Annotated in this window: 19 protein-coding genes and 2 pseudogenes; 9 read left to right on the forward strand and 12 right to left on the reverse strand. The window is 69.2% G+C overall.

Annotation, left to right across the window (positions count from 1 at the left end):
• Positions 1 to 98: 98 nt before the first annotated feature.
• A complete protein-coding gene (locus tag IG08_RS0144950; protein ID WP_030617714.1) occupies positions 99 to 914 on the reverse strand; it encodes a helix-turn-helix transcriptional regulator in 816 nt (271 codons plus the stop codon).
• A gap of 71 nt (positions 915 to 985) precedes the next feature.
• Here IG08_RS0144950 and IG08_RS0144955 point away from each other — a divergent pair, with 71 nt between their 5' ends.
• On the forward strand, positions 986 to 1702 hold the full coding sequence (locus IG08_RS0144955) for an SDR family oxidoreductase (protein ID WP_030617716.1): 717 nt from the start codon (positions 986 to 988) through the stop codon (positions 1700 to 1702).
• Positions 1703 to 1706: 4 nt separating this feature from the next.
• On the opposite strand, the gene IG08_RS0144960 is transcribed toward IG08_RS0144955, so the two are convergent.
• The 5 genes from IG08_RS0144960 to IG08_RS0144985 all read right to left on the reverse strand — a co-directional run bounded on the left by IG08_RS0144960 (position 1707) and on the right by IG08_RS0144985 (position 5068).
• Positions 1707 to 2549: an IS5 family transposase gene (locus tag IG08_RS0144960; RefSeq protein ID WP_030617718.1), complete on the reverse strand. Its 843-nt coding sequence runs from the start codon at positions 2547 to 2549 to the stop codon at positions 1707 to 1709.
• A gap of 96 nt (positions 2550 to 2645) precedes the next feature.
• Entirely contained in the window at positions 2646 to 3260 is a 615-nt protein-coding gene (locus IG08_RS56155; RefSeq protein WP_052425147.1) for a transposase, read from the reverse strand.
• A complete protein-coding gene (locus IG08_RS0144970; RefSeq protein ID WP_030617724.1) occupies positions 3230 to 3610 on the reverse strand; it encodes a winged helix-turn-helix domain-containing protein in 381 nt (126 codons plus the stop codon). Before IG08_RS0144970 ends, IG08_RS56155 begins: the two co-directional genes overlap by 31 nt.
• Before the next feature lie 223 nt (positions 3611 to 3833).
• Positions 3834 to 4481: a class I SAM-dependent DNA methyltransferase gene (locus IG08_RS0144980; RefSeq protein WP_030617728.1), complete on the reverse strand. Its 648-nt coding sequence runs from the start codon at positions 4479 to 4481 to the stop codon at positions 3834 to 3836.
• 212 nt (positions 4482 to 4693) lie between these two features.
• Positions 4694 to 5068 (reverse strand): RidA family protein, encoded by a 375-nt coding sequence (locus IG08_RS0144985; protein ID WP_030617730.1) that lies wholly within the window; start codon positions 5066 to 5068, stop codon positions 4694 to 4696.
• A gap of 135 nt (positions 5069 to 5203) precedes the next feature.
• On the opposite strand from IG08_RS0144985, the gene IG08_RS0144990 reads away from it, so the two are divergent.
• Positions 5204 to 6124, forward strand: a complete 921-nt coding sequence (locus tag IG08_RS0144990; protein WP_043456734.1) for a LysR family transcriptional regulator — start codon at positions 5204 to 5206, stop codon at positions 6122 to 6124.
• Positions 6125 to 7219: 1095 nt separating this feature from the next.
• Here IG08_RS0144990 and IG08_RS55015 read toward each other — a convergent pair.
• From IG08_RS55015 to IG08_RS58040, 3 genes and pseudogenes are all read right to left on the reverse strand, one after another.
• Positions 7220 to 7498, reverse strand: coding sequence for a hypothetical protein (locus IG08_RS55015; protein ID WP_030617737.1), 279 nt, complete (start codon positions 7496 to 7498; stop codon positions 7220 to 7222).
• A 5-nt stretch (positions 7499 to 7503) separates the two neighbouring features.
• A complete protein-coding gene (locus tag IG08_RS0145005) occupies positions 7504 to 8502 on the reverse strand; it encodes an RNA polymerase subunit sigma-70 (RefSeq protein ID WP_030617740.1) in 999 nt (332 codons plus the stop codon).
• Between the two features lie 64 nt (positions 8503 to 8566).
• Positions 8567 to 8746: pseudogene (locus IG08_RS58040) on the reverse strand (hypothetical protein); the annotation flags it as partial.
• A gap of 1 nt (position 8747) precedes the next feature.
• Between IG08_RS58040 and IG08_RS55020 the strand changes: the two are divergent.
• Positions 8748 to 8918, forward strand: a pseudogene (locus tag IG08_RS55020) (IS200/IS605 family transposase); the annotation flags it as partial.
• Positions 8919 to 9270: 352 nt separating this feature from the next.
• Here the strand turns inward: IG08_RS55020 and IG08_RS0145015 are convergent.
• Positions 9271 to 10509, reverse strand: a complete 1239-nt coding sequence (locus IG08_RS0145015) for an ROK family transcriptional regulator (protein WP_030617743.1) — start codon at positions 10507 to 10509, stop codon at positions 9271 to 9273.
• Positions 10510 to 10791: 282 nt separating this feature from the next.
• On the opposite strand from IG08_RS0145015, the gene IG08_RS0145020 reads away from it, so the two are divergent.
• The 6 genes from IG08_RS0145020 to IG08_RS0145045 all read left to right on the forward strand — a co-directional run bounded on the left by IG08_RS0145020 (position 10792) and on the right by IG08_RS0145045 (position 18176).
• Positions 10792 to 12171, forward strand: a complete 1380-nt coding sequence (locus IG08_RS0145020) for an extracellular solute-binding protein (protein WP_030617745.1) — start codon at positions 10792 to 10794, stop codon at positions 12169 to 12171.
• A complete protein-coding gene (locus IG08_RS0145025) occupies positions 12168 to 13097 on the forward strand; it encodes a carbohydrate ABC transporter permease (RefSeq protein WP_030617749.1) in 930 nt (309 codons plus the stop codon). Before IG08_RS0145020 ends, IG08_RS0145025 begins: the two co-directional genes overlap by 4 nt.
• Positions 13097 to 13993: a carbohydrate ABC transporter permease gene (locus IG08_RS0145030; RefSeq protein ID WP_030617751.1), complete on the forward strand. Its 897-nt coding sequence runs from the start codon at positions 13097 to 13099 to the stop codon at positions 13991 to 13993. Before IG08_RS0145025 ends, IG08_RS0145030 begins: the two co-directional genes overlap by 1 nt.
• Before the next feature lie 29 nt (positions 13994 to 14022).
• Complete coding sequence (locus tag IG08_RS0145035; RefSeq protein WP_030617754.1) at positions 14023 to 17085, forward strand: alpha-mannosidase; 3063 nt, start codon at positions 14023 to 14025, stop codon at positions 17083 to 17085.
• Between the two features lie 131 nt (positions 17086 to 17216).
• Entirely contained in the window at positions 17217 to 17378 is a 162-nt protein-coding gene (locus IG08_RS60380; protein WP_158812354.1) for a glycine-rich domain-containing protein, read from the forward strand.
• A gap of 225 nt (positions 17379 to 17603) precedes the next feature.
• Positions 17604 to 18176 (forward strand): hypothetical protein, encoded by a 573-nt coding sequence (locus IG08_RS0145045; protein ID WP_030617757.1) that lies wholly within the window; start codon positions 17604 to 17606, stop codon positions 18174 to 18176.
• Positions 18177 to 19035: 859 nt separating this feature from the next.
• Here the strand turns inward: IG08_RS0145045 and hxlB are convergent.
• Positions 19036 to 19575 (reverse strand): 6-phospho-3-hexuloisomerase, encoded by a 540-nt coding sequence (hxlB, locus tag IG08_RS0145050; protein ID WP_030617759.1) that lies wholly within the window; start codon positions 19573 to 19575, stop codon positions 19036 to 19038.
• Between the two features lie 10 nt (positions 19576 to 19585).
• Complete coding sequence (locus IG08_RS0145055) at positions 19586 to 20620, reverse strand: zinc-dependent alcohol dehydrogenase (RefSeq protein ID WP_030617772.1); 1035 nt, start codon at positions 20618 to 20620, stop codon at positions 19586 to 19588.
• Positions 20621 to 20636: the final 16 nt, after the last annotated feature.

Genomic DNA, 20636 nt, shown 5'->3' on the forward strand with positions numbered 1-20636 from the left:
GCGTGGAAAGCCTCAGCATCGAGGTGGGCACTGGCTCCAGTGAATGTGTAGTTGCGACGCTCTGTGACCGCTGGAGAGACCTGTGTGCATCCTTAGTTTCAGATCGCCTGCCTGGCCAGCCTGTGCAGGGTCCGCGCGGCAGGTGATCCGGGGTCGGCCGTCATCAGGACGACCTCCTGGTCATCCTCGGGCACGAGCAGGACGTCACAGTTCAACCGCAGCGCACCGGCCTCTGGATGGTCCAGGGTCTTGGTGCGGTGCCCGGGAGCGTGGACCGGACGTGCCTGCCAGATCTGCCGGAACTCCTCACTGCCGGCGTGCAGTTCGGCCAGCAGGGCGGCCAGCTGCGGGTCATGCGGGTAGCGGTCCGCGGCCCGGCGCAGCCGCGCCACCACGATGTGCCCGAACTCCTCGGCGCTGGAACTCTCGTACATCCGCCCCTGGCCCAGGAAGCGGCGCCGGGCCAGGTTCGTCGTCCCGCCTCCGAGATCGCGCCCGAGCAGTGCCTGGGCCAGGGGGTTCCAGGCGACGACGCCGTACGCCGCATCAGTGACGATGGCACCGGTCTCCGGCAGCCGCTCTAGCATCCGGGCCACGTGCGGGCGCACCCGCCGCACGGCGCCGATGCCAGGCGGCGCGCTCGAACCCGCCAGGCGGAACAGATGGCTGCGCTCGGCGGGCATGAGCCGCAGCGCCCGGGCCAGCGCGTCCAGGATCCGAACCGACGGCCGCGGCCCCCGGGCCTGCTCCAGCCGCGTGTAGTAGTCGACCGACATGTGGGCGAGCTCCGCCACCTCTTCGCGGCGCAGACCTGGTGTGCGGCGGGCGGTGCCCGTCACCGCCAGGCCGACCTCGTGCGGACTCAGGCCCGCCCGGCGCTCCCGCAGGAAGCGGGCCAGCTCCTGCCGCGCCATGTCGCCTCCTCCCACTGCCTGGTACAGGCTGTCCCTGGCAGGGCAGCCACGACCAGGGAAGTGTGGTCGCCATGAACGAACGCACAGCTTTGGTCACCGGTGCCAACAAGGGCATCGGCAAGGATATCGCCCGGCTGCTCGCCGCCGAGGGTCTCACCGTGTACGTGGGCTCCCGCGACCGCGGGCGCGGGCAGCGGGCCGTCGAGGAGATCGGCGCCGGGGCCCGCCTGCTGGTCCTCGACGTGACGGATCCTGGCGGCATCGCACAGGCCGCAGCTCAGGTGGACCGCCTGGACGTGCTGGTCAACAACGCCGGCATTTCACCATCACTCGCTCCGCCGGCCGACACCGACGTCGAGGAGTTCCGGCGCACATACGAGACCAACGTGTTCGGGGTGTTGGCGGTGACCAATGCCTTCCTGCCCACCCTGCGCCGGTCCCCGCGCCCGCGCATCGTCAACGTCTCCAGCGGCACCGCGTCGCTGACCTGGAGCACCAACCCCAACCCCCAGTTCACCCCTGGAAGCGGTGGCGCTGCCGCGTACCGGTCGTCCAAGGCCGCCCTCAACGCGCTCACCGTCTTCTACGCTCAGACGCTGGCCGGGGAGGGCTTCAAGGTCAACGCGCTCGCCCCCGGCCTGCGGTCCACTGATCTCAATCCCCGGGCCGCCGCTGCCGGCGGTGACCCGGCCGAGGCCGCGCAGGGTGCTCTCCGCCTGGCCCTGCTGCCGGATGACGGCCCCACCGGTGGCTTCTTCTCCTGGGACGGAGCGCCCGTGCCCTGGTGATCAGTCATGGGCGGCGTCGGGGACGGGCGCCCCAGCGGTGGGTGGTCCAGGCTCGGCGCAGCAGGCTTCGGACGGTGATGATCGTGTCTGCAAGGTCGAAGAAGGCGTTGATGACGGTCGCGCGGCACTCGTAGCAGCAGGCAAGGCGGTGGAAGGCGTTCTGCCAGGCGTGGGCGCGTTCGACGTGCCACCGCTGACTGGCCTGGATCGGCGCCTTCTCGCCCTTGAGCGCAATGCGACCGTGCAGGTTGCGGGCAGTGAGTTCGGCGCGGGTCTTGTCCGAGTCGTAACCGGCGTCGAGGTGCACCGTGATGTCGTCGGGCAGCGGTCCGAGGTCGTCGAGCAGGTTCAGGGTCGGCGCGAGCAGTGGGGAGTCGTGGCGGTGCGCTCCGGCCAGGACCCGGCCGAGCGGGATTCCGTAACCATCCGTCATACCCGAGCGTTTCATCCCTCGTTTGCCGCGATCGACCGGTGAGCGCCCGGCGGCCTCGCCGCCGCCGGGCGCTTTGATGATGGAGCCGTCGATGGCGATCTGGTCGAGCATGAGCCCGATGATCCGGTCGTACGATTCCAGCGCGATCTGCTTGAGGCGGGCGAAGAGGCCGAGCCGGATCCACTCGTCGCGGCGGTTGCGGATGGTGGTCGCCGAGCAGGTCGTGTCGCCGATCGCCTGGTAGGAGCAGCCGAAGCGCAGTAACTGCAGCAGTTTGTCGAACACGATCCGGTCACTAATGCGGGGCCGGTGGCAACCCAGCGGGTGAGACGGATCGATCGTCGGGCGTTCGGGCAGCAGCACCGTGAATTGGTCCCAGAGCGGGTCGGTCAGCCATGATGGAAGCACAGGCACGGGTCCCCCAGTGATCACAGAGTGTCGCAACTCCATGATCACGGAGAGCTGTTCTCGCCTCGCTGCCCGGGTACCCCTCGCCTATCTGTGCGGGCTCTAAGCGGCTTGGATGCGGTTCGTTGCTGACTGCCGGATCCGGTCGCGTTGATGGTTCATGGCCTGGTCGACGGCCTTGCCGATGGCGTCGGTGCTGGTCTGGGCGCGTTGCGGGTAATCCTGGTACTTCGCCTGGCGCCAGACCAACTCGATGTCGTTCAACTCCGGGCTGCGCGGTGGCAGGTAGAACAGCTCCACCCCGATCCTGGTCAGCTGCTTGCGGCGGCCCTTGAATGCCTCGGCCGTGTGCGCTGAGGCGTTGTCCAGCACCACGGTGCACGGCCGCGAGCGTGCCCAGACGGGCAGCTGTCCATCGAGGCCGTCGGCGGCCAGCTCCAGGGCTGCGGCCCCACCGGGCAGGCCGGCCAGGTCCGCGCAGACGAACTCCAGCAGCATCCCGGCGTCGATCTTCCCGCAGGTGGGCTGCCAGAGAGGGTCCGGCGTGGTGCCCACGATCTGGGCGCCGAGCACGTTGACCCGGCGGTTCTTGGTGTCCTCGCGGGGCACCGCCGCCCGCTGCCCGATGCGCGAGTAGGTGTAGCCGGTGGGCATGGTCGGGGCGAAGCCGGACTCGTCCAGGAAGATCAGGTCGCGCTCGCCCGCGTGCGCCTCCATCCATAAGTCCGCAAGTCCTCCAACCGGGCCCGGGCCGCTTGCTGGAGGACGGGGTCGGCATGGTGCCGCACCGTGACGCGGGTGCGTTTCCAGCGGAAGCCGTCACGGCGCAGCAGCTCCCACAGCCAGTCAGCGGAGATCTCTACTCCGCGCTGTTCGCGCAGCCAGTCGCACAGTGCCGGGACGGTCCAGGTGATCCCTTCCGCGGCGGAGACGTCCAGCAGCCGTGCCGGCGCGGCGCGGTCGTCGTCGCCGAGCACCCTGGCCGGATGCCCCGGGCGTGGGGCGTCCGGCAGTGCCTTGACCCCGCCGGCGTGGAGGCGGTGGGCCGCCGCGCGGGCCGTGACCACGTTGCACTCCAGCAGGTCGGCGACCTCGGGGGCGGTCTTGCCGCGGTCGAGCAGGCGGATGCACTACGCCCGCTGCCGGGTGTAGCGGGTCAGATCCCGCCGAACCAGCAGTTCGCGCAACTCGCGACGCTGATCGGCAGTCAACTCGATGCGGAGGATGTTCGACACGGCGTCCCTCCCACAGGAGCCCTACCCAACCAGCAGCCAACTTCGCCCGAGCCGCTTAGTTCTTGGCCGCCAGCAATTGCAGCTCCTGGAATTGCCGCTTGTCGGTGGGCTTCGGCTCGCACAGCACCCGGGCGATCTCGCTCACGCCGACATCACGCAGCAGCCCCGCCAGGCGGTCGGGCGACCAGCGATAGGCCGTCATCACCGAGTGGTCGAAGGACTGCGTGGGGATCGCGGAGTCGTCGGTGGCGAAGCAGCTGATCAGCAGGTGACCGCCAGGGGCCAGGACCCGGGCGAACTCCGCGACCACGGTCGGGAGGTCCTGCGGTGGGATGTGGATGATCGAGGATCGCGAAAGCACCCCGCCCAGCGCGCCGTCCGCGATGTCGAGCGCCGCCATCGAGCCCACCTCGAACCGCAGCTCCGGATTGGCCTCCTGGGCCAGCCCGATCATCGCGGGCGACGCGTCGACACCGAAGGCACGCAGTCCCAACCGCCGTAGATGAGCGGTGATATGCCCGGGTCCGCAGCCCAGATCCGCGACCTCGCCTTCACCACCAGCGCGCACCGACTCGGCGAACGCGGCGAACAGCGCACGCTCCAGCGGCCGGTCGCGCAGAGTGTCGGCGAAGTGCTGTGCGTAGCGCGTTGCGACGGCGTCGTAGGCGTCGCGGGTGGCGGGGAGGGAGTCCAGTTCGACCATTCCGGGAATGTAGTGGGTGCCACTGACACGGGCAGCGCCCGGAGCGACGCGACTCGCATCGTGGTCAGGCAAGTCTGCTCTGGTGCCATGTCAGGGGGATCACAACACGGTCGACCTATCCGGTCACGGCACTAGAGAGGCCCTCAACCTGCAGGTGGCGGGCACCCGCGGCACGTCGAAGCGGGGCGGCCTGGGTCGTCCCCGCCTTCGGGTCATGCCGGCAGGTCGAGCCGGACCTTCACGGTGACCTCGAACAGTTGGCCGGGAAGCGCCAGCTCGACAACGCCGGACAACGTGCTGGCGGGGCGGTGCGAGCCGAAGTATCCGCGGTGCGCTTCGGAGACCGCGTTGAACTTCTCGCGGAGCCCGACGACCAGGACCGTCGTCTCCACCACCTGGTCACGCGTCGCGCCGAGTCCCTCCAGCGCCTTGCCCTGGTTCGCGAACGTCGCCTTCGCCTGTGCCGCGAAGTCACCCTCACCGATCAGTTGGCCCTGCGCGTCGTGGGCGAGCTGGCCGGAGACGTAGATCTCGTTCCCGACGCGGAACGCCTGGGTGTCGTTGTAGCTCCTCCCACGCCAGACCATGGTCGAACCTGTCTGTGGAAACAGTCATTACGCCTTCTTCCTTTCAGCTGCGGAACGCGAACCGACACGGAACGAGTCAGCCGCTCCCCTCAGCGATGCACACCCGCCCAGCTATATGGCAAACTAATCATTACGATGATCGACATTTATGAAACCGAATTCAGGAAGGCGGACCTGAATCTCCTGGTGGTCTTCGCCGCCCTGATGCGCGAGCGCAGCGTCACCCGGGCCGCCGCCGCCCTGCACCTGAGCCAGGGCGCGGCCAGCGCCGCCCTCGGCCGGCTGCGCAGGCTCTTTGACGACGAGTTGTTCACCCGGACCCGTAGTGGTGTTGAGCCCACACCGCGCGCCGTCGAACTGGCCCGCCGCATCGGCCCGGCGCTCGGGCTGATCCACGGCGCCGTGACCGACCGGGACCAATTCGATGCGGCCACCGCTCGGCGCACCTTCACCCTGGGAATGTCCGACGACCTGGAGGCGGCGCTCCTGCCCCGTCTGCTGGCCGCCACGGTCGGCCTGCCGGGCATCCGGCTCGCCGTACGGCAGGCCAACCGGAACACCGTCGCCGACCTGCTCGACCGCGGCGAGGTCGACCTCGGCGTGGCCGCCGCCCCCGCACACGGCACCGACCACCGCACCCGGGACCTGTTCACCTCCGGCTACACCTGCCTGTTCAACCCGCGCCTGCTGTCGCTTCGGACCCCGATCGGCCTGGACGACTACCTGGCTCACCCGCACCTGTTGATCTCCTACGACGGCCGGCGCGGCATCGTCGACGACCTCCTGGAAGCACGCGGACTCGACCGCCGGGTAGTCGCCTCCACGACGCATTTCGCCGGAGCCGCGCTCCATCTCGGAACCGTGCCCGCCCTGGTGACCCTCCCCACCCACGCGGCCACCGTGTACGCCGACGCCCTGGGCCTGACGGCCGCCGCGCCGCCCCTGCCGATGCCCCAGTACACCGTCAGCTCGATCTGGCACGCCACGGCGACCGACGACCCCGCTCACCTCTGGCTCCGCCGCCTGGTCGACGAGGCGACAACGGGTGCCCGGTAACTCTGCGTGCGGGCCGAGGGCAGGGTGGGAGGTCCCTCCGACACCCTCCTGCTTGGTCTGCACGACGATGCCCGTCGCCTCCTGCTGGTCCTCCTCGGTCAGTTCCGCTCTGCCCGTCGCCGAGCTCGGTCTCAGCGAACGCGTGACGATGAGGTACGTCAGCGACGTGACGACCAGGCCGACGACCCAGGCGATGTCGATGCCGGCCAGTTGGCGGGCTCCCGGGCCGGTGTACTGCCAGCCGCCCGGGTCGGCGAGGACCATGAACGGGATCTCCGCGGCGAAGCCGATCGCGTACGCGGTGAGTCCGCGCCAGGACCAGTCGCGGATCACGCGAATCATGGTGCCGAGCGTCGCCTTACTGTTGTTTGGTTCCACGACGGCGGGTGCGGCAGACTCGACTGCCTTGATCGCCTCGCCGTACGCCCGTACAGGGTCCGGGTGCAGCCCATACGCGGCCTGCCAGGAGAGCGTCAGGTGATCGGCTGCGGACCCTGGGGCCGTGGCGGTCGACGCATCGTCGATCGTTTGGCCCACCGCCTCACGGACGGTGGGGACGATGCGTTCTTCCAACCCGTTCTCGGCGTCGTTGACTCGGTGGGCCGATCCCGCGGCGTCCAGGATTCGGGCGAGGTCCCCCTCAGGATCGCCTCCGATACGCGTGTACTCGCCATCCTCGGGCTCCGGCCATCCGAGGAGAGCATCGACAACGTCGAGCTGATGCATGCCATCTGCGCCGACCAGTGCGTCATAGGCCGTCTCCCGGGAAGCAGCACCATTCGCAGCCGGAGGCAGACCTCCACCGCACTATCGTCGTCACGCGAGAAGTGCTGTGCCACCCAACCTCTGCAAGGCCCCGCCAAGATGGCGGGGGGACACCGTCGTAGCGGGCAGGCTCGTTGTGGTCCATCCGAACGCAGAAGGGCGGCCGTGCCAGGGTCATGGTCCGTGAACGTAACGCTCAACGATGCAGCAGAGGATTGAATTTCAGGCGCCCAAGAACCCCTCGGATCTTGAACCGCGCCCGGGACGGAAAGCCTCACACTCACTCCGTACCGGCCGCGTTCCAGACGCTCTGTTCATGTCGTTCCTCCATCATTCGGCAACTGGCGTACGGGGTGTCGACTGGCATGTGACGGTCCTGGCCCTGGGGGTGACGATGCGCACCCTCGCCGTGCGACGGCCGGGGTTCCGCAGGGCGCGGACGCCGGTGCCGCGGAGCCAGAACCCGGCGTCGCGTCCGAGGACCGGCCCGGGCTCGCCGTCGCGCAGCTCCAGCTGCACCCGCCCGCGGGTGACGACGCCGAACGCGTCGCGCCACTCCGCCGCGACCACCGCGACACGCGCGCCACCGCGCAGCGCGAGCATCCGCACCGGGACTACTCCGTGCCGTCCGCCGGCAGGCGCTCCGGCAGCCCGAGCCGCGGGAACTGGTCGTCGTGGAACGTGACGATCTCGGCGATCGCCCCGCCGGTGATCCGCAGGACGTCGATCGTCAGCGGCAGGTACGCGCCCTCCGGCTTCTGCCAGAGGTAGAAGGCGACGGCGGGCTGCCGGTTCACGGAGGTGGGGACGGCGCGCAGGCCCTTCATGCCCTCGAAGCCGCTCTCGACCCAGTCGTTCACCACCGCGTCGCGGCCGATGTACAGGCCCGGCGTGGGCGGCATCGAGCACCGGACGTCGTCCCGCAGCATGGCCGCGATCCCGTCGACGTCGGTCGCGACGCTGGCTTCGGTGAAGCGGCGCACCAGCTCGCGCGTCCCGGCGTCCTGTTCGCCGCCGGTCCAGTCCTGCCGCTCGGCGGGCAGGTGCTCCCGCATGCCGGCGCGAGCCCGCTGCAGCGCGCTGTTCACGGAGTTGACGGAGTCCCCGAGGAGCTCCGCGACGTCCTTCGCCGGCCAGCCGAGCACGTCCCGCAGGATCAGCACGGCCCGCGGGCGCGGCGCGAGGTGCTGGACTGCGACCAGGTAGGCCAGCTCGATCGTCTCCCGCGCGACGGCGACGGTCTCCGGCTCGTCCGCGTCGCCCGCGGGCAGCTCGTCGAGCAGCCGGTCCGGGTAGGGCTGCAGCCACAGCACCTCGCCGCCGGTCGCAGGCTCCGGGCGGCACTTGGCGAGCAGGTCCAGGCAGGCGTTGGTGGCGATCCGGTACAGCCAGGCCCGGAACGTCGACCGCCCCTCGAAGGTCTCCCGCCGCCGCCAGGCACGGAGGAACGTTTCCTGCACGGTGTCCTCGGCGTCCTCGAACGACCCGAGCATCCGGTAGCAGTGCACGTGCAGCTCCCGCCGGTGCCGCTCCGCCAGCCCCGAGAACGCCGGCTCGTCGACCTCGCCCAGCCCGCTCACGCCCAGCTCGTCCAGCCGCGTGTCCGCACTCATCACGTCATCCTTCCGCCTCGTCGTGTCCCGTCGTAGGTGTGACGGGTGCGGGCGCGAAAACTCATCACTCGGGTCGGTCGGCATGGCGGAGCGTTTCGCATCCTTGGTAGGTCGGGTTTTCGACGTGGTGGAGAACGAGGATGGCCTGCACCAGTGCGTTCGTCCGGGAGGGACTGCAGCGCGGCGTGGTCAGGACTTTCCAGGTCTTGAGGGTGGCGACGGCGCGTTCGCCGCGGCAGCGGATCTCCCTCAAGGGCGTCTCCTCCCGCCGCCTGCGTCAGGAGTTCCCCGATCTGGTGCGGCACTACTGGCGGGCCAACAAGCTGTAGTCGGGGTCCTACTTCGCCGGGAGTGTGGGCGGAGCCCCGCTCTCCGTGGTCAAGCAGTACATCGAACAGCAGAACCGGCCGGTGTGAGCACCGTCCCGGCTTCGCCGGGACCAGGCCGTCACGGCGCTCCGCGCCATGGGCGGTGACCATGCAATATGCGGCTCCGCCGGACAGGAATCCGCGAGGTTCCGCGTCGCCACCATCAGATTCGTTTCACCACCGGCCTGAAGGCCGATGCATTGCGCATGAATTCCGGTAGCGAGCCGGGCCCCGCCTGACGGACGCGGAGGGCCAGGTGCCAGCCGTGCTGGAGGACAAGCAGAAGCTCCGCCGGGCCAAGTCCATGCCCGCCATCCTCCCGGTCGTCGCCGCTCGCCCCTCAGGTCCACGGATTACCCATGCTGCGTGCGACCGCCGAAGGACGGCCGGCGCCCATATGTCACCCTGAGGTGTCCGTCAGCATCCGCCATCCCGGTGCGTAGTTGCCGTGCAGCACCAGCGACGCCGCCCCCACCGCACCCACTGTGTCCCCGATGACGCTCTGCTCGACGGCGACCGAGCGGATCGTACGGGCGACGGAGGTGCGGTTGACGGCGGTCTCGATCTCCTCCCGCATGATCGGCTCGATGCCGCGCAGCGCCTCGCCGCCCAGGACGACCCGGCTGACGTCGAGGAGGCTGGCGGCGCCGCGTGCGGCTTCACCGATCCGGCGCGCGGCACGGCGTACGACGTCACAGGCGTCCGGGTCGCCCCCGCGGGCGGCGCGACGCAGGGCCTTCCAGTCGTGGTGGACGGAGTCGGGCGTGCCGGTCAGACCGATGCGGTCGGCGGCGTCCCGGCCGTGCAGCGACAGCAGGTCGTCGATGATCGCGGGCGGGCTGACGTACGGGCCCAGGCAGTCGAGGGCGCCGCAGTGGCAGACGCGGTCTCCGGGTTCCACCGCCATGTGGCCGAACTCGCCGGCGTTGCCCGAATCGCCGTGCAGCACGGTGTTGTTGAGGACGATGCCGGCGCCGATGCCGGTGCCGAAGTAGATGAACAGGAAGCTGCCCGCCCGCTCGGCACCGCCGATCCAGCGTTCGCCTATCGCCGCGGCGGTGGCGTCGTTGTCGAGGGCGACAGGCAGGCCGGTGGCCTCGCCGAACATGTCCGCGAGGGGGACCCGGCCCCAGCCCGGGAAGTTCGGCGGGGAGACGACTGCGCCGGTGGTGCCGTCGAGCGGTCCGGGGGCGGCGATGCCGAGCCCGAGCAGGCGGGCGCGGTCGACGCCGGTGCGGTCGACGAGCCGCCCGGCGGCGCGCGCGACCCGGTCCACGACGTCGGCGGGGTCCCCGGCGTGGGTGAGCCGGAGCCGGCGTCCGCCGATCACGCCGCCGGCCAGGTCGACCACGACGATCACCGCGGCCTCGGGGTCGAGGTGGACGCCGACAGCGCAGGCTCCGTCGGCCCGGATGGACAGGAGGGTGCGGCGCTTGCCGCCGCTGGAGGGGGCCTGGCCGGATTCGGCCACCAGGCCGGCGTCGAGCAGTTTGCGGACGACGTTGGAGACGGTCTGGTTGGTCAGGCCGGTGAGCTCGGCCAGCTCGACCCGGCTCACCTGTGCCGTGGTCCGGATGGCGTCCAGCACGACGGCCTGGTTGTAGCCGCCGACCCGCGGCAGGTTCGTCCCGCTGAGCATCGTCACCTGTCAGTCACCTGAGCCCCTCACGTCAGCCCCACTCCCCCTCGGCCCGGCCGCGGGGCCGTTCGGGTGGCATACCGCGGGTCCGCCAGTGGCGGAAGTTTACACACTCGAAGCATTGACTTCATCCATCAAATGGATTTAGCTGACGCCCACCAAATCCGGCCATCGAGGCCAGGCAGCGCAGGGCGGCGCCGAGCGTGGGGCACCGTCGGCCTGCCCTCCCGTCCGGTCAAACTCTCGGTTTTCCCTCAGGTTTCGCATTCCGGAGGAACCACTGTGCGCTCGAGAATCGTCACCGCTGCGGCCCTCACCGCCGCCACCGCCCTGGCCGTCACCGGCTGTGGTTCGGGCTCGTCAGGCAGCTCGGCCAAGTCGATCAAAGTCGTCTACTGGCAGAACCTGGACAGCACGAACAAGCTCCAGGCCACCTTCCTCGCCTCGATGGTGAAGGAGTTCACCAAGGCCAACCCGGGCACCAAGGTCACCCTCGTGCCCGTGACCGCCTCCGAGAACGACTACTACACGAAGATCCAGCTGATGATGCGCTCCCCCGCGACGGCGCCCGACCTGGTCTACGAGGACACCGCGCTGATCAACTCCGACATCGCGGGCGGCTATCTCAAGCCCCTCGACGCCTACACGGCGAAGTGGAGCGACTGGTCGCAGTACGCCGACGCCGCCAAGAGCGCGGTGACCGGGTCCTCCGACGGCAAGGTCTACGCCGTACCGGACAACACGGACACCCGCGGGATCTGGTACAACAAGGAGCTCTTCGCGAAGGCCGGGATCTCCGTCCCCTGGCAGCCGAAGACCTGGGACGACGTACTCAGCGCCGCCAAGAAGATCAAGGCGAAGCTGCCCGGTGTCACCCCGCTGAACCTCTACACCGGCCAGGCCGGCGGCGAGGCGTCCTCCATGCAGGGCTTCGAGATGCTCCTGTACGGGACCCCGGCCGGCGACAAGTCGCTCTACGACGCATCCCAGAAGAAGTGGGTCGTGGGCAGCCAGGGCTTCAAGGACGCCCTGAACTTCGTACACAGCGTATACAGCGAGGGGCTCGGCCCGGCCAAGGAGCAGGCGCTGGGCGCCAACTTCGGCACCACTGTGGGCACCGAACTCATCCCGGCGGGCAAGCTCGCGATGGACATCGACGGCTCCTGGATGCCCAACAACTGGAGCGACTCCGCCGCGAAGCCGTGGAGCGACTGGCAGAAGGTGATGGGCACCGCCGCCATGCCCACCCAGAACGGACAGGCACCCGGCAGCACCAGCATGTCCGGCGGCTGGGCCTGGTCCATCCCGGCCAAGGCCAAGAACGCCGACCTGGCCTGGAAGTTCCTTTCGGGCACGCTCCAGACCAAGACCAACTCCGCGAAGTGGAACACCGTCAACGCCACGATCGCGGTACGCAAGGACGTCGCCGCCGACGCCTCGTATCTGACCTCGGTGCCCACCAACAAGTTCTTCACCGAACTGGTCACCGACACCCACTACCGGCCCGGGCTGCCCGCGTACAACCAGGTCTCCACCGCGATCCAGAAGGCGATGGAGTCCGTGACCACCGGTCAGGCCTCCGTCGACAAGGCCGCCTCAACCTTCGATAACGATGTCAAGGCGGCCGTGGGCGACGACAAGACCGCCGAGGGCAGCTCGTGACCGCCCTCGCCTCGGCGCCTCGCGGGACCGGCACTCGCCGCCCGTCCCGTGAGGCGCCCGCCCGCGCCGTCCGCACGCTGCTGCGCGGGCTGCCGACGCTGCCGGCCGTGGTTCTGCTGGCCGTCTTCCTGGCCGGGCCGATCGCGTACTGCGTGTACTACGCGTTCACCGACATGCAGCTCACCGGCGCCTCCGGAGCCCGCTTCATCGGCCTGGACAACTTCACCCGGGCCTTCCGGGACAGCGACTTCCTCAACGCGGTCAAGCTCACCCTGGTGTTCGTGGTCGGCTCCGCGGTCATCGGCCAGAACACGTTCGGGCTGGCGCTGGCCATCCTGATGCAGAAGGCCACCAAGCCGGTGCGGGCACTCGTCAACGGCGTGGTCATCGCCGCCTGGGTGTTGCCCGAGGTGGTCGCCGGCTACCTCATGTACGCCTTCTTCTACGACCAGGGCTCGCTCAACTCGCTCCTGGACGCGCTGCATCTGCCGGCGCAGAACTGGCTGTACACGATGCCGATCCTGGCGGTGTGCCTGGCCAACGTCTGGCGCGGCACCGCCTTCTCGATGATGGTCTTCACCGCCGCCATCAACGACGTGCCCCAGGAGTTGACGGAGGCCGCCGAGATGGACGGTGCGAACCCCTGGCAGCGGCTGTGGCGGGTCGTCCTGCCGGTCATCAGGCCCTCGATCCTGACCAACCTGATGCTGATCACGCTCCAGACGCTCTCCGTCTTCGGCCTGATCTACACCATGACCCGCGGCGGGCCGGGCAACAAGAGCGAGACGCTGCCGATCTTCATGTACCAGCAGGCCTTCCAGAACAGCCTGATCGGCTACGGCACCGCCATCGCCCTGGTGCTGCTCGTGGTGGGCGCCCTCTTCTCCGTCGTGTACATCCGGCTGCTGAAACTGGAGGACGACTGATGGCCGCCGTCGCCACGCCCCCCGCCACGTCCGCCGGACACGCTGCCCCGAAGACCGTCACCCCTCGCCGCAGCCGTCGCTTCAGGCCGAGCCGCGTCGTGATCAACGCCGTGCTGCTGGCGGTTTCGGCGCTGTACGTGCTGCCGCTGGTGTGGATGCTGCTCGCCTCGGTGAGCAACACCAACTCCTTCCGGCTGACCATGCCCTCGTCGCTGACGCTCGACAACTTCGACGCGGTCCTCAACATCGACACCACCTACCGGCCGATGCTCAACAGCCTGCTGCTGTGCGGCTTCGGGACCGCGGTGACCGTCGTGGTGTCCGTGCTCGCCGCCTACCCGCTCTCGCGCTACCGCTCCCGGGTGCGGCGGCCCTTCCTCTACACGATCCTGTTCTCCACCGGCCTGCCCATCACCGCCGTGATGATCCCGGTGTACAGCATGTTCGTGCAGGTCAACCTGATCGACTCGATGCCCGCCACGGCCCTGTTCCTGGCCGCCTCGGCACTGCCGTTCGGTATCTGGCTGATGAAGAACTTCATGGACGGCGTACCCGTCGTCCTGGAAGAGGCCGCCCGGATCGACGGCGCGAACACCATGCAGGTGCTGTGGCGGGTGGTGCTGCCGCTGATGCGCCCCGGCGTCGTCGTGGTCACCATCTTCACGTTCATCGGCATGTGGGGAAACTTCTTCGTCCCCTTCATCCTGCTGCTGTCGCCGGAGAAACTCCCGGCCTCCGTCAGCGTGTTCACCTTCCTCAGCGCCCACGACCAGACGCAGTACGGGCAGTTGTCGGCCTTCTCCCTCCTGTACTCACTGCCCGTGGTCCTGCTCTATCTGCTGCTGTCCCGCAAGCTCGGCGGCGGCTTCGCCCTCGGCGGCGCACTCAAGGGCTGACTCCCCCACCCGTACGGAGAAAGACACCCATGCACAACGACCGTGACGTCATCGAACAGCGGCTGACCCGCGTTCTGAACGAGCGGATCCGGCCCGCCGTCCATGCCCGGTCCGTCTGCCTCGACGTGCAGATCTGGAACGTGTCCGGCGAACCGGTGGCGGTGCGCGAGGGCCTGGCCGCCCCCTACCGTCCGGCCCGGGTGGGCGACCGCTGGGGACCGGCCTGGTCGACGAGCTGGTTCAAGGTCAGCGGGACGATCCCCGCGGAATGGGCCGGCGAGACGGTCGAGGCCGTACTGGACCTCGGTTTCTCCACCCACTCCCCCGGTTTCTCCGCGGAGGGGCTGGTCTACCGCGCCGACGGCACCGCGGTGAAGGCGCTCAACCCGCGCAACACCTGGGTTCCCGTCACCGAACGGGCGGACGGCGGCGAGGAGTTCACTGCCTTCATCGAAGCCGCGGCGAATCCGGTCGTCATGCACACCGCACCCGACGAGCTGACCTTCGGCCCCACCCCGGTGGGCGGACGCGCACCCTGGCTGGGCGATGGCGGCGACGCTCCGGGCGAACCCCTGTACCGGCTGCGGCGTCTGGACCTCGCCGTCCTGGACCGCAACGTCCATGAACTCGTCCAGGACCTCGACGTCCTGGAGCAGTTGATGCACGAACTGTCCGGCGACTCCCCGCGCCGCTGGCAGATACTCCAAGCAGTCGGCCGGGCTCTGGACGCGATCGACCTCCAGGACGTCGGCGGCAGCGCGGAAGCGGCACGAGCCCTCCTCTCCCCCGCCCTGGCAGCACCCGCGCATGCCAGCGCGCACCGCATCTCGGCAGTCGGGCACGCGCACATCGACACCGCCTGGCTGTGGCCACTGCGCGAGACGGTCCGCAAGGTCGCCCGGACGGTCTCCAACGTCACACAACTCATGGACGACCACCCGGAGTTCAAGTTCGTGATGTCCCAGGCACAGCAGCTGGCCTGGCTGAAGGAACACCGGCCGGAGGTGTACGCGCGGGCCCAGGAGAAGGCGAAGACCGGACAGTTCCTGCCGACCGGCAGCCTGTGGGTGGAACCCGACACCAACATCAGTGGCGGCGAGGCGCTGGTACGTCAGTTCGTCCACGGCAAGCGTTTCTATCTGGAGGAGTTCGGGGTCGAGACCGAGGAGATGTGGCTGCCGGACACCTTCGGCTACAACGCGGCCCTGCCGCAGCTGATGAAGCTGGCCGGGGTGCGCTGGTTCCTGACCCAGAAGATCTCCTGGAACACCACCAACAAGTTCCCGCACCACACGTTCTGGTGGGAGGGCATCGACGGGACCCGCATCTTCAGCCACTTCCCGCCCGTCGACAGCTACAACGGCGAGCTGTCCGGCGCCGAAGTCGCCCACACCGTGCGCAACTTCCAGGACAAGGGCCCCGCCAACCACTCCCTGATCCCGTTCGGCTACGGCGACGGAGGCGGCGGACCCACCCGCGAGATGCTCTCCCGCGCCGCACGTCTGAGAGATCTGGAGGGCTCGGCCCGGATCGAGATCGAGCGGCCCACCGACTTCTTCGAGCGCGCCCACGCCGAGTACGAAGAAAACGGCGGCGCCCCAGTCTGGTCCGGCGAGCTGTACCTGGAGTTCCACCGCGGCACCCTCACCAGCCAGCTCGCCACCAAGCAGGGCAACCGGCGCAGCGAACACCTCCTGCGCGAGGCCGAGTTGTGGGCCGCGACGGCGACCGTACGCCACGGGCAGCCCTACCCGTACGAGGCACTGGACCGGCTGTGGAAGACCGTACTGCTGCACCAGTTCCACGACATCCTGCCCGGGACGTCGATCGCCTGGGTGCACCGCGAGGCGGAGGAGACCTACGCGGCTGTCGCCCGTGAGCTGGAAGGACTGATCGAAGTAGCGCAACGGGCGCTGGCCGGGCCGGGAAACGGGTCCGTGGTCTTCAACGCGGCACCCCACACACGCGGCGGTGTCGCGGCGTTCGGCGCCGCTCCGCGTTCCGAGTCGCCGGAGGCTCCGGTGGCGCCGGTGCCGGACGGGGACGGATTCGTCCTCGACAACGGCGTGATACGGGTCGTGGTGGACAGCCGCGGGCTCATCACTTCGGCGTACGACCACGCAGCCGGCCGGGAAGCCCTGGCGCCCGGTGCGGTCGGCAATCTGCTCCAACTGCACCAGGACTTCCCCAATCAGTGGGACGCCTGGGACATCGACGTGTTCTACCGCAACACCGTCCGCGACCTCACGGAGGCACAGTCGGTGACGCCGACCAGCGACGGCGTCCGGGTGGTCCGGGTCTTCGGGGACTCACGGATCGAACAGAGCCTCTCACTGCCGGCCGGCTCCCGGCGTCTGGTGATCGACACGGTGGTGGACTGGCACGAGCGGGAGAAGCTGCTCAAAGCCGCGTTCCCCCTGGACGTGCGAGCCGCGCACTCGACCGCCGAGATCCCCTTCGGCCACGTCGAGCGGCCCACCCACACCAACACCAGCTGGGACGCCGCCAAGTTCGAGGTCTGCGCGCACCGATTCCTCCACGTCGGCGAACCCGACTGGGGCGCCGCCCTGCTCAACGACTCCTCCTACGGACACGACGTCACCCGTGACATCCGCCCCGACGGGGGTACAACCACCACGGTCCGGCTCTCCCTCCTCAGGGCGGCCCGCTTCCCCGACCCGGACCAGGACCAGGGAACGCACCGGCTCGGCTACGCGTTCCTGATCGGCGCGGAGGTCTCCGACGCGACTCGTGAGGGCTACCACTTCAACCTCCCGGAACGCGCGGTGCCGGGCGGTTCGACGGTCGCCCCCTTGGTCACGGTCAGCCACGAGGGCGTGGTCGTCGAGGCTGTCAAGCTCGCCGACGACCGCTCGGGCGACATCGTCGTACGCCTCTACGAGTCCCGTGGCACACGCGCCCGCGCCACCCTCACCACCGTGTTCCCGCTGGCCTCGGTGACCGCGACGGACCTGCTCGAACGCCCCCTCGACGATCCGACGAGCCACCGACGCGCCGACGACGGCGTGGAAGTGACGCTGCGTCCGTTCCAGATCCTGACGCTGCGGTTGCGGCCTACCCCAGGCGACTGATGCCGCGAGCAAGGTAGAAGGCCCGAGTCCGGGCCGCCTACCCGCTCCGGGCATGACAGACGAGCGGTGACTCTCCCCGTCTTGAAGGACGGGGCCCGCGCCGCCCGCAGACAGCCCTCCTTGACCTCGGCATGCACGCGCTCGTCCTGCACACGAAGGAGTACGCGGAGCTGTGCGAGCCGTACGCGGGCCGCTTCCTGCACCACAACCCGAAGCCGGGCGGAGGTGCCCGCGACTCGGAAAAGATCGCCTGGCTGTGTCACTCGTCGTGGGATCTGTCCCTCGTTGTGTGAAGCTGTGACGCTGGGTAGAGGGGGCCAAGCGACGAGGACGCGCTGGCATAGAAGTTCCGGACCACCCGCTTCTGCCGCTGATGCCTCTCCCCTCCAGCCGTGTGCCGGAGCACTGACATCGCCGCATACGCTGGCCCACCGGGCTGGTCTCAATCGCCAGCGGCGGCGCGGCTGCCGTAGCAGGGTCGGCTCGATCGTGAACATGCTGTGGGTGAGAGGAAGTTCGTGGACACACAGACCTGGGACGCACTGGCCGCATCGATGAAAAACGCGTACACCGCAGGCCTGGGCGAGGGGGCGGTGCCCCGGCCGGTCATCATGCCACTGGTCCGCGGTGAACTGGTCGGCCTGATCTGGCTACGTCCCGTCGAGACCGGCAAGGACGCGCTCACGGGAATCGCCCAGCTCTCGAACATCGCCGCGGCGGCCGGCGCCGACGAAATCGTCCTCGCCTGGGAGACCCATGACATCGCCACCGCCTGCGAATTGCCGGTCATCGGCCCGGCGCCGTGCCTGAACCTGGTGCACGCCACGAAGGACGGCCACACACTGCACCAGTTCCCCTACACCCAGCAGTCGCTCGCCCGCTCCCCCGAGGGCCTGGCCACGGTCGAACCGCAGTGGCTCCCCGCACCCCAGCCCCAGCCGGGCGGCGAACTGGTCCCGCCGGTCCAGGCCGCGGTCGACTACTCCTTTATCCCGCTCGAACTCGACCATCCCTCCCCCTTCGGCGTCACCGTCATCCTGATGGAAGAAGACGGCTACAGCGTGCGCCTGACCGAAGCATTCGCCCTCTGACCACCAGCCAGGAAGGACGAGCGGGGCGTACCCGTGGGGCGGGTCCTGTCTGACGCACCATTTCCCCGACGACCGGCACGAGGGCCTCCAGCGAGACCCAATGCCGAGCGCACTTCGAAACCGAGCCCACCGCCTTCCGGACCACACCGATGGCCCCCTCAAGAAGCGGCACGGTCGGCTGCAGTGCGACCAGCAGTGCCCCGACCCCAGGCCTCCGTGGCCTGCTCATGCCGGCATGCACCTCGGCGCCTCAACTCCTGAGCCGAGTTCACCACCGACAAGGAGGCGCAGTCATTCGTGCCGTCTGCCGCCGCCCGCGTGTTCGGCCTGGGCAGCCTTGGTGTGGGCGAGGCGGTAGGACTCCGTTCCGGTCTGGATGATGGCGCCACTGCGGCTTGCGCTGCTCCGGCCACCGAGAGTCCAGGGCTACTCACGAACAAACGGCTCCCGAAGTCATCGTTGCACGTAGGTTCAGGCCGCTGAAGGCGCTCAGCCGGCGCCGACAACTCGGTGTCGGCATGCGGCCGGTGGGCGGTTCGGTCCCTCCACGGCTGCTACTCGGTCGGTGACAACATGCCGTGGGCGTCAGCTATCGCCACCAGGGGCTGCACCTACGCCGGTTCAACCGGTCCAGCAACAGCCCGCAGCGACAGGAAGGATGGGCGGATTCCTCGATCATGATCGCGTGGAGTGCGGGGTCGACCACTTCCGGTGTTGCGGGGCCCATCGGCTCACCGAGCTTTCGGTGACTCCGAACTCCTTGACGATGTCCGCGTGCAGGCGCGACTTGTCGAGGACCGCTCATGCCACCCGCTCATTGACTCCGTTGTTCGTGGCTGTTCGCGATCTTCAGGGCGGCTCACTGCATATTGGTGTGCCGGGCCTGCATGCGTGCGTGCTCACCTTCGCGGCCCGCGGTGAGTGCCATGACCACGGCGTCGAGTACGAGCAGTGCTCCCTGCTCGAAGAGGCTGCCGCTGAATTGTGCGGTGTCCCGGCTCGGTACACGCAGCACGACGTCGGCGAGTTCCACGAGGGTGCTCGACGGTCGGGCGGTCACCGCGAGTATGCGAGCTCCGTGGGCCCTCGCCCGGCGGGCGTAGTGCACGGACACGGGTGTCTCGCCCGAGCCCGATATGACGATCAGTCCGTCTCCCGATTCCACGGAGGGCGCCGTTGCCTCACCCAGGACATGTACGTTCTGGCCGAGGTGCATGAGCCGCATCGCCGTCATCGACGCCACAAGGCCCGATCTGCCCTGTCCCGTCGCGAACCAGCGCCGTCCCGGAGTGAGGAGTTCCGTCACGACGGCGTCGAACGAGGTCTCGTCGACGTCCCCGAGCAGGTCACCCACTTCTCGGCCGACCGCCAGCCAGGTCTTGTCCGTGTCCATGTCCATCGGTTCTCCCTCAGCCCCCGGACACGGTGACGAGCACCTTGACCTGTTCGGGGTCGCACGAGGCGGCGAACGCCTTGTCCGCGTCGTGGAGTGGGAAGGTGGCCGTCACGAACTCCGCAATGTCCACCACGCCGGCGCCGATCAGGGAGATCGCCTCGCCAAAGTCGTCGGCGACGTACATGAGGCTGCCCACCAGCCGGATCTCCCGGTCCTGGATCAGGTCTACACGTACCGGTGTGGAGCCGGCGGCGCCCACGCCGACGACCACGACCGTGCCGCCCTTGGCCACCAGATCGACGGCCTGCGCCAGCGAGGGCCCTCGGGACACGCAGTCGAAGACCACGTCGGCGGGGCCGCCGAGTGTCTGGCCGGACCGCTCCACGAGGTCGGTGGAATCAGCCGGGACCACCGCGTCCGCCCCGAGCCGCAGGGCGCGGGCGCGCTTGCTCTCCAGCAGATCGGTCACGACGACCCTTGACGCGCCCCGGTGCTTGGCGGCCACCAGCAGGAGGAGCCCGATGGGGCCGGCGCCGAGGACGGCCACCGTACGCCCGCGCAGGTCACCGGCCTTGGCCAGGGCGCCGAGCGGGGTGGCGAGCGGTTCGATCAGCGCCGCCTCGGTGTCCGTCATCGTGTCGGGCAGGACATGGACACGGCTCGCGGGGATGGTGAACAGCTCCGCGAGGCCGCCGGGCGTCTGGCAGCCGAACACCTCCAGCTTCTGGCAGATGTTGTAGCGGCCCGCCCGGCACTGGGCGCACTCGCCGCAGTACAGATTGGGCTCCACGACGATCCGGTCCCCCACGGTCACCGATGCGACACCGTCGCCGGTGGCGGTGACGACTCCCACGACTTCGTGGCCGGGGCGGTAGGGCAGGTCGATGAACGGGTGCTTGCCGAGGGCCGCGTGCATGTCCGAGCCGCACACTCCGACGACCGTGCTCCGTATGAGCACTTCGCCGGGGCCGGCGACAGGGGCCGGGACCTGTTCCAGCGTCACATCGTCCACGCCTGCCACGACCACGCGGCTGATGAGTCGCGTCATTTCTCTCTTCTCTCTC

Source organism: Streptomyces fulvoviolaceus (assembly GCF_000718165.1).
Classification (GTDB): domain Bacteria; phylum Actinomycetota; class Actinomycetes; order Streptomycetales; family Streptomycetaceae; genus Streptomyces; species Streptomyces fulvoviolaceus.

What these genes read in the sequence shown, in the direction of transcription:
- IG08_RS0144985 (WP_030617730.1), bottom strand. Translation starts at nt 5,068, where the DNA reads ATGGTCTGGCGTGGGAGGAGCTACAACGACACCCAGGCGTTCCGCGTC.
- IG08_RS0145005 (WP_030617740.1), bottom strand. Translation starts at nt 8,502, where the DNA reads ATGAGTGCGGACACGCGGCTGGACGAGCTGGGCGTGAGCGGGCTGGGC.
- IG08_RS0144980 (WP_030617728.1), bottom strand. Translation starts at nt 4,481, where the DNA reads ATGGTCGAACTGGACTCCCTCCCCGCCACCCGCGACGCCTACGACGCC.
- IG08_RS56155 (WP_052425147.1), bottom strand. Translation starts at nt 3,260, where the DNA reads ATGGAGGCGCACGCGGGCGAGCGCGACCTGATCTTCCTGGACGAGTCC.
- IG08_RS60380 (WP_158812354.1), top strand. Translation starts at nt 17,217, where the DNA reads ATGCACGCGCTCGTCCTGCACACGAAGGAGTACGCGGAGCTGTGCGAG.
- IG08_RS0144990 (WP_043456734.1), top strand. Translation starts at nt 5,204, where the DNA reads ATGATCGACATTTATGAAACCGAATTCAGGAAGGCGGACCTGAATCTC.
- IG08_RS0145055 (WP_030617772.1), bottom strand. Translation starts at nt 20,620, where the DNA reads ATGACGCGACTCATCAGCCGCGTGGTCGTGGCAGGCGTGGACGATGTG.
- hxlB (WP_030617759.1), bottom strand. Translation starts at nt 19,575, where the DNA reads ATGGACATGGACACGGACAAGACCTGGCTGGCGGTCGGCCGAGAAGTG.
- IG08_RS0145030 (WP_030617751.1), top strand. Translation starts at nt 13,097, where the DNA reads ATGGCCGCCGTCGCCACGCCCCCCGCCACGTCCGCCGGACACGCTGCC.
- IG08_RS0144955 (WP_030617716.1), top strand. Translation starts at nt 986, where the DNA reads ATGAACGAACGCACAGCTTTGGTCACCGGTGCCAACAAGGGCATCGGC.
- IG08_RS0145035 (WP_030617754.1), top strand. Translation starts at nt 14,023, where the DNA reads ATGCACAACGACCGTGACGTCATCGAACAGCGGCTGACCCGCGTTCTG.
- IG08_RS0144950 (WP_030617714.1), bottom strand. Translation starts at nt 914, where the DNA reads ATGGCGCGGCAGGAGCTGGCCCGCTTCCTGCGGGAGCGCCGGGCGGGC.
- IG08_RS0145015 (WP_030617743.1), bottom strand. Translation starts at nt 10,509, where the DNA reads ATGCTCAGCGGGACGAACCTGCCGCGGGTCGGCGGCTACAACCAGGCC.